The sequence below is a fragment of the Streptomyces sp. A0592 genome (assembly GCF_004795115.1).
Classification (GTDB): domain Bacteria; phylum Actinomycetota; class Actinomycetes; order Streptomycetales; family Streptomycetaceae; genus Streptomyces; species Streptomyces erythrochromogenes.
This window is the reverse complement of sequence record NZ_SSBM01000058.1, coordinates 17,574-31,829: the sequence shown is the minus strand read 5'-3', so window position 1 is coordinate 31,829 and position 14,256 is coordinate 17,574. Positions and strand designations below refer to the sequence as shown.

13 protein-coding genes and 2 pseudogenes are annotated in these 14,256 nt (G+C 70.5%); 4 read left to right on the top strand and 11 right to left on the bottom strand.

Translation table 11 applies throughout. The features are described 5' to 3' along the window. Positions 1-84 (top strand): annotated as a pseudogene (locus tag E6U81_RS37260) (inorganic pyrophosphatase); the annotation flags it as partial. 166 nt (positions 85-250) lie between these two features. Then, positions 251-1,891 carry a threonine/serine exporter family protein gene (locus E6U81_RS37255; RefSeq protein WP_136234424.1) on the top strand — a complete coding sequence of 547 codons (1,641 nt, stop codon included), beginning with the start codon at positions 251-253 and terminating at the stop codon, positions 1,889-1,891. 99 nt (positions 1,892-1,990) lie between these two features. Here the strand turns inward: E6U81_RS37255 and E6U81_RS37250 are convergent, their stop codons facing one another. From E6U81_RS37250 to E6U81_RS37210, 9 genes and pseudogenes are all read right to left on the bottom strand, one after another. Continuing rightward, positions 1,991-2,698 (bottom strand): VTT domain-containing protein, encoded by a 708-nt coding sequence (locus E6U81_RS37250; RefSeq protein ID WP_136234423.1) that lies wholly within the window; start codon positions 2,696-2,698, stop codon positions 1,991-1,993. Between the two features lie 118 nt (positions 2,699-2,816). Beyond that, positions 2,817-3,575, bottom strand: a complete 759-nt coding sequence (locus tag E6U81_RS37245; RefSeq protein ID WP_136234422.1) for a MerR family transcriptional regulator — start codon at positions 3,573-3,575, stop codon at positions 2,817-2,819. A gap of 77 nt (positions 3,576-3,652) precedes the next feature. Beyond that, positions 3,653-4,435: an ABC transporter permease gene (locus E6U81_RS37240; protein ID WP_136234421.1), complete on the bottom strand. Its 783-nt coding sequence runs from the start codon at positions 4,433-4,435 to the stop codon at positions 3,653-3,655. Then, positions 4,432-5,364 carry an ATP-binding cassette domain-containing protein gene (locus E6U81_RS37235; RefSeq protein ID WP_136234425.1) on the bottom strand — a complete coding sequence of 311 codons (933 nt, stop codon included), beginning with the start codon at positions 5,362-5,364 and terminating at the stop codon, positions 4,432-4,434. Before E6U81_RS37235 ends, E6U81_RS37240 begins: the two co-directional genes overlap by 4 nt. Before the next feature lie 74 nt (positions 5,365-5,438). Then, a complete protein-coding gene (locus tag E6U81_RS37230) occupies positions 5,439-6,053 on the bottom strand; it encodes a PadR family transcriptional regulator (protein ID WP_136234420.1) in 615 nt (204 codons plus the stop codon). A 24-nt stretch (positions 6,054-6,077) separates the two neighbouring features. Further along, on the bottom strand, positions 6,078-6,590 hold the full coding sequence (locus E6U81_RS37225) for a DinB family protein (RefSeq protein ID WP_136234419.1): 513 nt from the start codon (positions 6,588-6,590) through the stop codon (positions 6,078-6,080). Between the two features lie 119 nt (positions 6,591-6,709). Further along, positions 6,710-8,776, bottom strand: a pseudogene (gene mrdA, locus E6U81_RS37220) (penicillin-binding protein 2); the annotation flags it as partial. A gap of 44 nt (positions 8,777-8,820) precedes the next feature. Next, positions 8,821-10,278, bottom strand: a complete 1,458-nt coding sequence (locus tag E6U81_RS37215) for an aldehyde dehydrogenase family protein (RefSeq protein WP_136234417.1) — start codon at positions 10,276-10,278, stop codon at positions 8,821-8,823. Positions 10,279-10,367: 89 nt separating this feature from the next. Then, entirely contained in the window at positions 10,368-11,246 is an 879-nt protein-coding gene (locus tag E6U81_RS37210) for a helix-turn-helix transcriptional regulator (protein WP_136234416.1), read from the bottom strand. A gap of 338 nt (positions 11,247-11,584) precedes the next feature. On the opposite strand from E6U81_RS37210, the gene E6U81_RS37205 reads away from it, so the two are divergent. Continuing rightward, positions 11,585-12,094, top strand: a complete 510-nt coding sequence (locus E6U81_RS37205; protein ID WP_078848104.1) for an ATP-binding protein — start codon at positions 11,585-11,587, stop codon at positions 12,092-12,094. A gap of 99 nt (positions 12,095-12,193) precedes the next feature. Here E6U81_RS37205 and E6U81_RS37200 read toward each other — a convergent pair whose 3' ends face one another. Further along, positions 12,194-12,439 carry a DUF397 domain-containing protein gene (locus E6U81_RS37200; protein ID WP_030656519.1) on the bottom strand — a complete coding sequence of 82 codons (246 nt, stop codon included), beginning with the start codon at positions 12,437-12,439 and terminating at the stop codon, positions 12,194-12,196. Positions 12,440-12,833: 394 nt separating this feature from the next. On the opposite strand from E6U81_RS37200, the gene tatA reads away from it, so the two are divergent. Beyond that, complete coding sequence (gene tatA, locus E6U81_RS37195; RefSeq protein ID WP_136234415.1) at positions 12,834-13,001, top strand: Sec-independent protein translocase subunit TatA; 168 nt, start codon at positions 12,834-12,836, stop codon at positions 12,999-13,001. Positions 13,002-13,020: 19 nt separating this feature from the next. On the opposite strand, the gene E6U81_RS37190 is transcribed toward tatA, so the two are convergent. Beyond that, entirely contained in the window at positions 13,021-14,202 is a 1,182-nt protein-coding gene (locus E6U81_RS37190; protein ID WP_240804246.1) for a DUF2786 domain-containing protein, read from the bottom strand. Positions 14,203-14,256: the final 54 nt, after the last annotated feature.

The window sequence follows — 14,256 nt, the reverse complement described above, 5'->3', positions numbered from 1 at the left end:
GCGAACTGGGTGGGCCGCACCGAGGCCGAGGCCGAGATCGAGGCCTCCTACAAGCGCCTTGAGGCGCAGGGCGGCCACCACTGAGCTGACGCTCGGCGGTGACGGGCCGGGGCACTCCCCCGCGCCCGCCGTCGCGTTCCCGGGCCGGTGCGGTCGATCAGTCGTGCGGGCGCTCGGCCGGGCTGGGTATGCGGAGGGAGGAAACGATTCCGCATACTGATACTCCGGGTGATCACGGACTGGAGGACGCGTGGCGCAGGCCGACGGGGCAGAGGACAGGAAGCCCCTGTCCGACGAGGCGCGCAGCGCCTTCACGCCGCCGCCGGGGATCGAGCCGGAGCCTCTGGAGGAGGACCAGCCGACCTCGGAATTCGCTCTTCCGGCGGGCGCGGAGCCGACGGCGCCGGAGCCCGAGGGATCGGCCTTCGCGGCCCCCGCCACCTATCGGGCCGCGCAGTCCCCGCACGCCTACACGCCGGGCCAGGGCTTCCCCGTCGCGCGGATGAAGGAATCCCCCTGGCAGGACCGCATGCGCACGATGCTGCGCATGCCGGTCGACGTCCGGCCCGTACCGGAGCTCGTCCAGCGGCAGAGCGAGGCCGGCCCCGCCGTGGGCCGCGTGCTCGACCTGACGCTGCGCATCGGCGAGCTGCTGCTCGCGGGCGGCGAGGGCGCCGAGGACGTGGAGGCCGCGATGTTCGCGGTGGCCCGCAGCTACGGGCTGGACCGGTGCGAGCCGACCGTCACCTTCACCATGCTGTCGATCACCCACCACCCGTCGCTGGTGGGCGACCCGGTGTCGGCCAACCGGACCGTGCGGCGCCGGGGCACCGACTACAACCGGCTGGCGGCCGTGTTCCGGCTCGTGGACGACATCAGCGCCCACGAGATCGACGTGTCGCTGGAAGAGGCCTACCGCCGCCTCGCCGAGATCCGCCGCAACCGGCACCCGTACCCGGGCTGGATGCTCACCGCCTCCGCCGGGCTGCTCGCCGGAGCCGCCTCCACCCTCGTCGGCGGCGGGGTCCTCGTCTTCGTCGCCGCTGCGATCGGCGCCGTCCTCGGCGACCGCCTGGCCTGGCTGTGCGCCGGGCGCGGGCTGCCCGAGTTCTACCAGTTCGTGGTGGCCGCGATGCCGCCCGCCGCCATCGGTGTGGCGCTGAACATGACCGGGATCGACGTCAAGGCCTCGGCGGTGATCACCGGTGGGCTGTTCGCGCTCCTCCCGGGACGGGCCCTGGTCGCGGCCGTGCAGGACGGTCTGACCGGCTACTACATCACCGCGTCGGCCCGGCTGCTGGAGGTCATGTACCTCTTCATCGGCATCATCATGGGCGTCCTGGTGGTGCTCTACGTCGGGCTGCAGTTCGACGCCTCTCCGCGGCCGGAAGAGGTGCTCCAGATCCAGCAGCGGCCACTGATCCAGATCGCCGCCTCCATGGTGCTGGTCTTCACCTTTGCGATCCTGCTCCAGCAGGAGCGCTCCACGGTGTGGATCGTGACCCTCAACGGCGGGGTGGCCTGGGTGACCTTCGGGGCGCTGCACTACGCGGGCGGGATCCCGCCCGTGCCGTCCACGTGCGTCGCGGCCGGGCTGGTCGGCCTCTTCGGACAGCTCTTCTCCCGCTACCGCTTCGCCTCCGCCCTGCCGTACGTGACGGCCGCCATCGGCCCGCTGCTGCCCGGCTCGGCGACGTACTACGGGCTGCTCCTGATCGCCGAGAACCGGCTGAACGAGGGCCTCGGCTCGCTGGTGAACGCCGCGGCCATCGCCCTGGCGATCGCCATCGGGGTCAACCTCGGTTCGGAGGCCTCACGGCTGTTCATGCGCATCCCGGGGGCCGCGAGCGCCGCCAAGCGCCGGGCCGCGAAGCGGACCCGGGGCTTCTGACACCGGAGCCCGGGTACCCGTACCCCTCCGGGTGCACGTACGCCCCCGCAGGCCCTGACGAGGGCTGCGGGGGCGTACGGAGTGCTCCGGCGGGCCGGATCAGCGCTTGGCGTGGCGCCCGCGCTGGCCCGGGGACTGCGGGCCGGTGCCGTCGGCGGCCACCGCCTCCGGGGCCTGGCCGGCGTTCGCCTTGGCCTCCTTGCGGGCCTTCAGCACCTCGATGACCACCGGGATGACGGAGACGAGGACGATGCCGACGAGGATCGGCTCGACGTTCGTCTTGATGAACTCGATCTGGCCGAGCCAGTACCCGGCGATGGTGACGCCCGCGCCCCAGCCGATGCCGCCGATGATGTTGTAGGTCAGGAAGGTGCGGTACTTCATCGTGCCGGCGCCCGCGACCATCGGGGCGAAGGTGCGGATGATCGGCACGAAGCGGGCGAGCACGATGGCCTTGGGGCCGTGCTTGTCCATGAACTCGTGCGCCTTGTCCAGGTTCTCCCGCTTGAAGAGCTTGGAGTTCGGACGGTTGAAGAGCTTCGGCCCGAAGTACTTGCCGATCATGTAGCCGACCTGGTCGCCGATGATGGCGGCGGCGACGATCAGGGTGCAGACCAGCCACAGCGGCTGCGTGATGTACTTCCCGTCCGCGACCAGCAGGCCCGCGGTGAAGAGCAGGGAGTCGCCGGGAAGGAAGGCGAAGAGACCCGACTCGGCGAAGACGATGACCAGGATGCCGATCAGGCCGAAGTGCGAGATCAGGTAGTCCGGGGACAGCCACTGTGGGCCGAGCGCAAGCGTATACACGGGTTCCGGGCTCTCCTGGATCGAGGGGAAGTGCCGATGGGGGCGGTTTCAATTATCAACGCACACGACCCCCGCCCGGTTCCAGGTACCGGCGGGGGTCGTCTGCGTGACATTCCGCTTACACGTTGCGCACGCCGTTCGCGAGGATCGCGTCGCGCAGGTGCGCGGCGAAGCCCGGCTTCATCGCGTCGTAGAACGCCGTGAAGCGCTCGTCCGCCACGTACATCTCACCGAGGCACGTGTGCATCTCGTACGGGCAGTCGTAGAACCACCTGTGGATGTGCAGGCGGTGCTCCTCGGCCAGGTCCATCGCGCGCTCACCGTCGGCGGGCTCGCCCGCCTCCATGGCCGCCACGTACCGGCGGCCCCATGCGGCGGACTCGTCCTGGATCCGCTGCCAGTCGTCCTTCGTGTACGAGGCCGCCCGGCGCTGCGACTCGGCGTACGCCTCGGTGTCGCCCCAGCGCTCCTCGACCTCCTGCGCGTAACTCTCCGGGTCGTGGTCCCCGAAGACCTCGAACTTCTCCTCGGGCGTGAGGTTGATGCCCATCTTCTTCGCCTCCATGGCGTGCTCAACGGCCTTGGCCATCTGCTGGAGCCGGGCGATCCGGTCGGTCAGCAGGGCATGCTGCCGGCGCAGATGCTCCTGTGGGTCCGATTCCGGGTCGTCCAGCAGGACCGCGACCTCGTCGAGGGGGAAGCCGAGCTCCCGGTAGAACAGGATCCGCTGCAGCCGGTCCAGGTCGGCGTCGTCGTACCGCCGGTGTCCCGCGCCGCTGCGGCCGCTCGGGGAGAGCAGGCCGATCTCGTCGTAGTGGTGCAGGGTGCGCACCGTGACCCCGGCGAAACCGGCGACCTGGCCCACGGAGAAGCCCATTTCTTCCCTCCTCTGCTCGGGTACGCCCTTCACTGTGGTCCCTCACGCCGCGTGAGGTGCAAGTCCCTCTTCGGCGGCTACCGGCTCAGGCCCCGGTAGCGGCCCACCGCGAGCGGGAAGAAGACCGCGAGCAGCAGGAGCGGCCAGGCGACCGCCAGCAGGGCCGCGTGGTCGGCGGCCCACGACGGGGGCGCCGCGGCCGGGTTGCCGAAGAGGTCGCGGACGGCGGTGGCCGTCGCCGAGAGCGGGTTCCATTCCACCACCGCTCCCAGCCAGCCCGGCATCGACTCCGGCGTGGCGAACGCGTTGGACAGGAAGCCCACCGGCCACACCAGGATCTGCACCGCCTGCACCAGCTCCGGGCGGCCCGCGACCATGCCGAGCCAGATCCCGATCCACAGCATCGCGAGGCGCAGCAGCAGGAGCAGCCCGAAGGCGAGCAGGGCGGCGGCCGCGCCGCCGTGCCAGCGCCAGCCGAGCAGCAGCCCGACCGCGGCCAGGACCAGCAGTCCCACGGCCGACTGGAGCATGTCGGCGGCGCTGCGGCCCACCAGGACCGCCGAGGAGGACATGGGCATGGCGCGGAAGCGGTCGATCACCCCCTTGTTCAGGTCCTGGGTGACGGCCGTCAGGGTGGCCTCCAGCCCGAAGACCATGGTGAGGGCGAGCATCCCCGGAACCAGGAACTCGACGTACTCCCCGTCGATGCCGCGGCCGCCGCCCACCAGGAAGCCGAACATCAGCAGCATCATCACGGGGAAGACCAGGCCGACGAGCATCTGGACCGGCTGGCGCGCCCAGTGCGCCAGCTCCCGCCGGGTCATCGTCCAGGAGTCCGAGACCACCCATGCGGCGCTCATGCGGCCACCTCCTCGCGGTCGGTCAGTTGCAGGAAGACCTCGTCCAGCGTGGGGCGCCGGACGGCGAGGTCGGCGGCCTCGATGCCCGCGTCCTGAAGCGTGCGCAGGGTCCGGGACAGGCCCGCCATGCGGTCCTCCACCGGGAAGCTCAGGGTCAGGGTGTCGGGGTCGACGGTGGGGTCGGGCAGCAGTCGCGCGGCCTCCGCCAGCCGGGCCGCGTCCCGCAGGACGACGACGATCCGGTCCGCCCCGACCAGGGCCTTCAGTTCGTCGGCCGTGCCCTCGGCCGCGACCCGGCCGCCGTCGATCAGGGCGATCCGGTCGGCCAGCTGGTCGGCCTCCTCCAGGTACTGCGTGGTGAGCAGTACGGTGGTGCCGCCGCCGACGAGGGAGCGGACCGCGCTCCACACCTCGGCGCGGCCGCGCGGGTCGAGGCCGGTGGTCGGCTCGTCCAGGAAGAGCACCTGCGGGTCCGTGATCAGGGAGGCCGCGAGGTCGAGCCGGCGCCGCATGCCGCCGCTGTACTGCTTGACGGCCTTGCGGCCCGTGTCGGCGAGGCCGAAGCGCTCCAGCAGTTCGTCGGCCCGCTGTCCGGCCCGGCGGGCGCCCAGGTGGTGGAGGCGGCCGAACATCTCCAGGTTCTGCCGGCCGGCCAGTTCCTCGTCGAGCGCGGCGTGCTGGCCGAGCAGCCCGATCCGCGAGCGGACGGCCGCCGGGTCCTTGCGCACGTCGCGGCCCGCCACCCGGACCACCCCCTCGTCGTGGCGGAGCAGGGTGGTCATGATCCGCACGGCCGTGGTCTTGCCGGCGCCGTTCGGGCCGAGCACCGCGTGCACGGTGCCGGGCGCCACCTCCAGGTCGAGCCCGGCCAGGGCCTGCTTGTCGCCGTACCGTTTGTGGACACCTTCGACGGAGATCGCCAAAACCACTCCCACCCTCACTAGTCAAATTTGATTACTGCGACCGCCAAGGTAATGCCCGCCCGCGGGCTAGTCAAACTTGATTAGGCGTACGGGTTCTCCTGGCCCTCCGCCAGCACCCCCACGAACGGTTCGCCGCCCTCGCCCGCGAAGGAGTACGCGCCCCCCTCGATCCGGGCGATCAGCCCCCGCGTCCACTCCGCCGCCGCGTCCGCGGAGTGGACCCACATGTGCATGATCTCGCCGATGTGGCCCAGCGCCTCCGGGCCGCCCTCCGGCGTGTAGTAGTCGGTCACCGACGACCGCCAGCCCGCCAGCTTCGCCAGCCGCTCCCGGAGCAGCCCGAGCACGTCCTCGCGCGGCAGGTCGACCATGAAGCCGATCGCCGCCGACAGCACGTCCGTCTTCTGGTCGTACGCCGCGAGGGCCTCGCGCAGCAGCCTGAAGTACTCCTCGCGGCCGGCGTCCGTCACCTCGTACTCGGTGCGCGGCGGCCCGCCCGCCGCACTCGGCGCCACCTCGTGGGCGTGCAGGACGCCCTGCTTGGCCATCTGCTTGAGCGCGTGGTAGATCGACCCGGGCTTGGTGTTCGACCACTCGTGGGCGCCCCAGTACTCCAGGTCGTTGCGCACCTGGTACCCGTGGGCCCGCCCGTGCTGGCGGACGGCGCCGAGGACAAGAAGCCGGATCGCTGACATGGGGCCAGGCTAAGCCCCCTGTTGTCAGCCCATGGCCTTGGTGCCGTCGAGGGATTCGCGGACGATGTCCGCGTGGCCGGCGTGCCGGGCGAACTCCTCCACCAGGTGCAGCAGCATCCAGCGGACCGAGACCTTGGTGTCCTTGGGGAACCACGGCGCCGGCGGCAGCGGGAACGTCTCGTCCAGGCTCGCCACGGCGGCGACGAAGGCCTCCGTCTCCTGCCGGACCCCGTCCCAGAAGGCCAGCACGGACGGGATGGACTCGTCCTCGACGAGGCGGAAGCTGTCGCCGTAGCTCGCCTCGTCGCGCAGCCGCTCGTTCGGCCGCTGCTGCGCGAGGCGCAGCCAGTTCAGCTCGACCTCCGCCACGTGCTTCAGCAGACCGGACAGGCTGAGCTCGCTGGCGCTCGGGCGGCTCGCCGCCTGCTCCTCGTCGAGCCCGAGGAGCGCCTCGCGGATCGCCGTGCGCTGGGCCTCGACGAAGGCGAGGAGCGTGCCGCGCTCGTCGCCGAGGACCTCGGTGGAAATCTGAGCCATGACCGGACCGCCTCTGCGTGGGGTGTCGCCGGGGGCCTCTCCCCCGACAACCCCCACGCTACGGAGCGATGCGGTCAGATCCTGTCCTAATTCCCGGCTCCGCCGGGGGAGATTTCATCGTCCGGCCGGATCGCGGGCAGAGCGGTGGCGGGCTTGGGCAGGAGGGCCTTGGTGAGGTCCTGCCTGCCCGTCGGGTCGAGCCCGTACATCGCCTCGTAGATCTTGCGGACGGCCGGGCCGGAGGCCCCGGAGCCGGTGCCGCCCTGGGAGATCGTCATGACGATCGCGTAGTCCTCGGTGTACGAGGCGAACCACGAGGTGGTCTGCTTGCCCTGGACCTCGGCCGTACCGGTCTTGGCGTGCATCGGGATCTGCTTCTGCGGCCAGCCTCCGAAGCGCCAGGCGGCGCTGCCGTCCGTGGCCACGCCGGCGAGGGCCGCGTCGATGTTGTCGCGCGTCTTCGCGTTCATCGGGAGCTTGCCCGTCTCCTTGGGGGCGAGCTCCTTCACCGACGTCCCGTCGGCGCTGACGATCGCCTTGCCGACGCTCGGCTGGTGCAGGGTGCCGCCGTTGGCGATGGCCGCGTAGACGGACGCCATCTGGAGCGGCGTGACGAGGGTGTCGCCCTGCCCGATGGAGTAGTTGATCGCGTCACCCTCGCGCAGCTGGTTGCCCTGGCGGCAGTTCTCGTAGGCGATCTTCTCGGCGAAGCTGCCGTTCTTCTTGCCGTCCCGGCACCAGGCGTCCTTGTTGGCGTCGAAGAAGTCCTGCTTCCACTTGCGGTCGGGGATCCGGCCGGGCACCTCGTTGGGCAGGTCGATGCCGGTGCGCTTGCCCAGACCGAAGTCGTGGGCCGTCTTGAAGAACCAGTCGTTCGGGTCCTTCTTCGGCTTGATGCCGCCGTCCTTCTTCCACTCCTGGTCGGCGATCAGGTAGTAGACCGTGTCGCAGGAGACCTCCAGGGCCCGGCCGATGGTGATGTCGCCGTGGCCCTGCGACTCGAAGTTCGTGAAGGTCTGGTTGCCCACCGAGTACGAGCTGGGGCAGGGGTAGCGGTTGTTGAAGGGGTAGCCGGCGTTGACCGCGGCGGTCGAGGTGACGACCTTGAAGATGGAGCCCGGCGCCGCCTGCCCCTGGATCGCCCGGTTCAGCAGCGGGTAGTTGGACTCCTTGTCGGTGAGGGAGGCGTAGTCCTTCCCGGAGATGCCGCCCACCCACGCGTTGGGGTCGTAGGTCGGGTTCGAGGCCATCGCCACGATCCGGCCCGTCTTGGTCTCCATCACCACGACCGCGCCCGAGTCGGCCTCGTAGTTGCGCCCGGTGTTCCTGTCGTGGACCTTGCGGGCGTCGATCATCGCGTTGTTCAGCTCGCGCTCGGCGACCGCCTGCACGCGGGAGTCGATCGAGGTCACGATGTTCGAGCCGGGCTGCGCCGGATCGGTCTGGCCCTGCCCGATGACGCGGCCGAGGTTGTCCACCTCGTAGCGGGTGATGCCGGCCTTGCCGCGCAGCTCCTTGTCGTAGGTGCGCTCCAGGCCGGAGCGCCCCACCTGGTCGGAGCGCAGGTACGGGGAGTCGCTCTTCTTCGCCTTGGCGATCTCCTCGTCGGTGACCGGGGAGAGGTAGCCCAGCACCTGGGAGGTGTTGGCCTGGTCCGGGGACGCGTAGCGGCGCAGCGCGGTCGCCTCGGCCGTGATGCCCGGGAAGTCCTCGGGGTGCTCGCGGATCTGCAGGGCCTGCTCGGTGGTCGCCTCGTCGCTGACCGGGATCGGCTGGTAGGGGGAGCCGTTCCAGCAGGGCTGCTTGGTCTTGGAGTCGCAGAGCCGGACCTTGTCGATGACCTCCTGGGGGTCCGTGCCGAGGACCCCGGCGAGCCGGGTCAGGACGGACTTGCCCTTGTCCTTCATGGTCAGCAGCTCGGTGCGGCTGGCGGAGACCACGAGGTGGGTGGCGTTGTCGGCGAGCGGAACCCCGCGCGAGTCGAGGATCGAGCCGCGCACCGCCGGCTGGACCACCTGCTGGACGTGGTTGTTCTTCGCCTCGTCCGTGTACTCCGTGCCGTTGCGGATCTGGAGGTACCAGAGCCGTCCGCCCAGCGTGAGCAGGAGGGAGAAGACCACGACCTGGATGACGACGAGCCGGTTCTGGACCCGAGGGGTCCGGCCGGTCTCCGGTATGTTGCTCAAACTCGATCTCCCCCGGGCGGCTGCCTACGCCCGGCCGAGTCTAACTAGAACGGGAACGCCGTCCGCCCGTGCTGCACCGAGATCCACTTCTGGGTGGTGAACGCCTCGACCGTGGCCTCGCCGTTCAGCCTGCCCAAGCCCGACGCCTTCTCACCGCCGAACGCGGCCAGCGGCTCGTCCCCGATGGTGGAGTCGTTGACGTGGATCATCCCCGTCTCGATCCGCTGCGCGAAGCGGACGCCCCGCTCCACGTCCCGGGTGTGCACGGCGCCGCTGAGCCCGTAGGGGGTCGCGTTGGCCAGCCGTACGGCCTCGTCCTCGCCGTCGAAGACCACCAGAAGGGCCACCGGGCCGAAGATCTCCTGGCCCAGCAGCGGGGAGTCCTCGGGGAGCCCGGCGAGCACCGACGGCTCGACCAGGTTGCCGCGCGTAGACCCCCGTACGAGTGCCTGCGCGCCGGATTCCACGGCCTGGTCCACGAGCGCGGTCAGGGCATCGGCCTGGAAGGAGTTGATCAGCGGGCCGATGTGGGTGTCCGCCTCGTGCGGGTCGCCCGTCTTCAGGCCCCGTACGCGGGCGGTGAACTTCTCGGTGAACTCCTCGGCGACGGAGGCGTCGACCAGGATCCGGTTGGCTGCCATGCAGACCTGGCCCTGGTAGACGAAGCGGCTGAAGACGGCCGCGTCCACCGCGTAGTCGAGGTCGGCGTCGTCGAGGACGACGAGCGCGCTGTTGCCGCTGAGCTCCAGGACCGTGCGCTTGAAGTGGCGGGCGGCTACGGCGCCGACGTGCCGGCCGACCCGGTCCGACCCGGCGAAGGAGATGACCTTGGGGACGGGGTGCGTCAGGAGCGCGTCGCCTATCTCGGCGATGTCGGTGACCAGCACGTTCAGCAGGCCGGCCGGGAGCCCCGCGTCCTCGAAGATCTTGGCTATCACGCCGCCGCCCACGACCGGGGCGTTCTGGTTCGGCTTGATGACGACCGCGTTGCCCAGGGCCAGGGCCGGCGCGACCGACTTCAGGGTGACCAGGAAGGGGAAGTTGAAGGGGCTGATCACGGTGACGACGCCGACGGGCAGCCGCTGGACCCGGTTCTCCTTGCCCTCCACCGGGGAGGGCAGGATCCGGCCCTCGGGACGGACGGCCAGCTGCAGCGACTCGCGGATGAACTCCATCGCGAGGCGGACCTCGTACTCGGCCTTGGGGCGGGTGCCGCCGAGCTCGTCGATCATCGCCTCGACGATCTCCTTCTCGCGCTCCTCGGTGATCCGCAGGGCGCGCTCCAGGACCGCGCGTCTGATGTACGGGCTGGTGGCGGCCCACTCCCGCTGGGCGCGCTCGGCGCCGCGGTAGGCCTGGTCCACCTGCTCGACCGTGGCCACGGTGATGGCCGCGAGCTTCTCCCCGTTGTACGGGTTGACGTCGATGATGTCCCACGAACCGTTGCCGGCCAGCCATTCGCCGTCGATGTACTGGTGAGCGAGATCGCTGAATATGGACATGCCATCCCTTACTGCGAGCGCGCACCCGTGCGCTGCACCGGAGACCGATCGGTCATCATGCACTGATCAGACGTCATACTACGTGCGGATCAAGACAGTTGGAGTAGGCCGCGGAGAAGATCCCTGGTCCGGTCGGCATCGGGGCAGTCCGCCTGGAGGCGTTCCATCGCCCGCCCGTACTGCCCCACTTCCTCGTCCTTGTCCAGGTAGAGGGCACTGGTGAGCTGTTCCAGATAGACGATGTCCTGCAGGTCGGACTCGGGGAAGCGCAGCAGGGTGAAGGCCCCGCTCTCGCCCGCGTGTCCGCCGAAGGAGAAGGGCATCACCTGGAGCTGCACGTTGGGCCGCTGCGAGACCTCGATGAGGTGCTCCAGCTGACCGCGCATGACGTCGCGGTCGCCGTACGGTCGGCGCAGCGCGGCCTCGTCGAGGACGGCGTGGAAGACGGGCGCGCTCTCGGAGACGAGCACCTTCTGCCGCTCCAGGCGCAGCGCGACGCGGCGGTCGATCTCGGCGGCGGTGGCTCCTGGCATGCCGCGGCTGACGACGGCATGGGCGTAGGCCTCGGTCTGCAACAGGCCGTGGACGAACTGCACCTCATAGATGCGGATGAGCGACGCGGCACCCTCCAGCCCGATGTACGTCTGGAACCAGCCCGGCAGCACGTCGCCGTAACTGTGCCACCAGCCGGTCGCGTTGGCCTCGCGGACCAGTCCCAGCAGGGACTCGCGCTCGGTGCTGTCCGTGACTCCGTAGAGCGTGAGGAGGTCCTCCACGTCCCGTGCCTTGAAGCTCACCCTTCCCAACTCCAAGCGGCTGATCTTCGATTCGGATGCGCGGATCGAGTAGCCGGCCGCCTCACGGGTGATGCCGCGGGATTCTCGGAGTCGCCTGAGCTGGGAGCCCAGGAGGATGCGGCGCACCACAGAACCGCTTGCTTCTGCGGTCACTAGTACTGCCCTCCCCATCGCATTGGCGTGCGCGTGGTGTGCGCGTGCTCGGGGCCCCCGTACCCCAGAGGCCGCAGTCTGCCACCAAAACGCATCGGCCCGTACTCGTTCTGTAACGGAATCCCGGCTGCGGGAGAAGAAGTCCGTAAGTATGCGTAGGAAGAAATGAGCAAGAACCGTCACGTGAGTGGACAGGTCCGGCGCGTGCACGTGCATCTGCCCTTGCATCCGGCCCGAGCATTCGGAACCATGGTCCCCGCGCACCTGCGTGCTCTTCGCGCCGGCGCGGGACCCACCCCGCAGTTCTCTTTGGACACAAGCCACCGCTTCGTCCGCGAATCCCGGGAGTGCCTCGCATGGGGACGAATGGATCGACCATGCTCGAGCCGTTACGGCAGGGGCTTCCCCCGGTCGACCCCACGGCTGTCTCCGGGTCCGCCTCATGCGCTCTGCCCGCACGGTTCGACGCGGTGCGGGGCGCGCGTACTTTCACCCGTTCGACGCTGTCCCAGTGGGGCCTCGACGACCGCTTCGACGATGTGGCACTGGTCGTCTCCGAGCTCGTCACCAACGCCCTGCGCCACGCCCTGCCCGAGGAGTCGAGGGGGCCGGACGCCGAGCCGGAGCCGCCGGTGCGGCTGCACCTGATGCGGTGGAGCACCCGGCTGGTGTGCGCGGTGCGCGACCCCAGCGAGGACCGGCCCGGCGGGGCGTTCTCGCCGGAGCGGACCGAGGAGAACTTCGACCTGGAGTCCGGGCGCGGGCTCTTCCTGGTGGACTCGTACAGCGACAGCTGGGGCTGGCACCCGCTCGCGGGACGGCTGACCGGCAAGGTGGTCTGGGCGCTGTTCCTTCTCCACGACTGAGCCGACCGAGCGACCTGCTTCAAGACGACTGGCCGGGACCGATCACTGCGATCGGTCCCGGCCAGTGCACGTGCATGGCTTGATGAGTGCGCCGTTCCGTCAGCCGATCAGGTGATCGAACTCGCCGTCCTTGACGCCCAGGAGCAGGGCTTCTATCTCGGCCGGCGTGTAGACGAGCGCCGGACCGTCCGGGAAGCGCGAATTGCGCATGGCGACGTCGCCTCCCGGCAGCTTCGCGAACTCCACGCAGGAACCCTGCGAGTTGCTGTGTCTGCTCTTCTGCCACGTCAGCTCAAACAAGGAAGCGAGTTCTGCAGCTGCCATCCCGTTGTACGCGTGGTCCACAGGAAGCCCCCGATAGTGCAGATGTCAACTCCACCGGATCATAGCTGTGTTCACCAGCTGCTGCATGCGCAGATGCACGTGCACGCGGGGTGTTCCGATGATCACAGACAGGTCCGTCCTCAGGGGCGGAGGGCGTCCGAGACCTCGTCGAGCGAGGCCAGGAGCTGTTCGACCGCCCCGAGCAGCACCTGCGGGACTGGCCCGGACGCGGTGCCGGAGCCGGGGCCGGGGCCTTGCGCCCGGTCCGCCCACTGCCCGGAACCAGCTCATGGCGCCGAGGGTAGCGGTTTTCAGGACTTCTTCAGATTTGTCCGGAGTGCTGTCCGGCCTGTTCCATGGGCCGGCGCGCGCAGGATCCCGAAGAGAAGCCGGATCGTCCGAAAGGGGAACGCCCGTGTTCCGCAACGCCGTCCAGCCCTGGCACCTGCTCATCGTCCTGGTGGCCTGCCTGCTGGTGTTCGGTTCCAAGAAGCTGCCCGACATGGCCCGCTCGCTGGGGAAGTCGATGCGCATCCTGAAGTCGGAGGCCCGGGCCCTGCGCACGGACGACACGACGCCGTAGCCGCCCGGCCGGGCGCGGCCTAGGACTTGGGGAGCGGGCGGCGGCGGCCGCCCATGTGGGCACGGTCGGCGGCCGCCGTGCCGTCCTCCCAGCCCGCGTGGTCGGTGGCGCCGCGCAGCCGGGTGGTGGTGGTCCGCGGGAACATCTCCTCCGCCCGGGAGGTGACCGCCACGTCGCGCGCCACCAGGGCCGGGAGGTTGTCCGGAGCAGCCGTGGCCGCGTGCTCGGCGGTCTCGGCGAGCCGGTGGCCGAGCCGGCTCGCGTAGGCCAGCAGGAAGGACTGGCGGAAGGTCTTGGTCCGCTTGCGCCCGCCCGACCGCTGCGCGGCCTCCGCCCGGGTCATCGCTGCCGTTCCCTGCACCAGGAGCGAGGTGTACAGCAGCTCCACCGCCTCCAGGTCGCTCTCGAAACCGACCACCGTGGAGAACTCGAAGCCGCTGTTCCACACCGCCCGGCAGCGGTTGGCCGTGGCCACCGCGTCGAGCAGTACCGCCTTCGCCTCCTCGTACGGCGGCTCGACACCGATCCGGCAGGCCGCCGGGACCTGGGCGGGCCCCTTGCCGGCGGCCGCGAGCAGGGCCTCGTCCACGGTGTGCCGGGCCATCAGCTCCTGGGCCTTCGCGCTCAGCGCCTCGGCCTCGTCCGGGTAGGTGGTCGCCTCGGCCTTGGCGAGCAGGGCCCGGATCCGGCCCAGCATGCGCGGCTCGATGTGGGCGTGCGCCGCCAGGGCGTCGACCGGGTCGCCGGGCAGCGGACCCACCGGCTCGATCGAGGGCAGCCGGATCAGCAGCCGCAGCACCTCCAGGAAGGCGGTGGCCAGCGCGAACCGGTCGGCCCGCTCCCGCCGCGCGAGCCCGTCGGCGTACTCCTCGTCGCTCTTCCACCACACCTCGGCGGCGCTCCAGCGCTCCGGGAGCCGGGCATAGCGGCGCGCCTCGGCGGCGATCAGGTCCCCGGTGATCCGCAGGTGCCGCTCGTCGAGGTCGCGGCGGACCAGCCGCAGCACGTCGGCCGGCTGCCAGCCCCGCTCCCAGCCCTGCCGTACGTACGCCTCCCCGCGCGCCAGCAGCTCACGGCCCACCCCGGACCAGCGCCCGGAATCGGCGACGAGCAGCGAGGCCCCGGTGTCCAGCCCGGCGTCGTCCTGGGCGTAGAGGGCTGCGGCGAAGGCTCGGTCGACGGTCTCGGCAAGGTCTGTCACGCCTCTCAGCTTGGCATGTCCGCCTTCACGTCCCCTTGCCGGCGGGCGCCCTCG

Coding starts and splice junctions, on each gene's coding strand:
- E6U81_RS37245 (WP_136234422.1), bottom strand. CDS start 3,575: ATGGGCTTCTCCGTGGGCCAGGTCGCCGGTTTCGCCGGGGTCACGGTG.
- E6U81_RS37240 (WP_136234421.1), bottom strand. CDS start 4,435: ATGAGCGCCGCATGGGTGGTCTCGGACTCCTGGACGATGACCCGGCGG.
- E6U81_RS37230 (WP_136234420.1), bottom strand. CDS start 6,053: ATGTCAGCGATCCGGCTTCTTGTCCTCGGCGCCGTCCGCCAGCACGGG.
- E6U81_RS37225 (WP_136234419.1), bottom strand. CDS start 6,590: ATGGCTCAGATTTCCACCGAGGTCCTCGGCGACGAGCGCGGCACGCTC.
- E6U81_RS37215 (WP_136234417.1), bottom strand. CDS start 10,278: ATGTCCATATTCAGCGATCTCGCTCACCAGTACATCGACGGCGAATGG.
- E6U81_RS37210 (WP_136234416.1), bottom strand. CDS start 11,246: ATGGGGAGGGCAGTACTAGTGACCGCAGAAGCAAGCGGTTCTGTGGTG.
- E6U81_RS37205 (WP_078848104.1), top strand. CDS start 11,585: ATGGGGACGAATGGATCGACCATGCTCGAGCCGTTACGGCAGGGGCTT.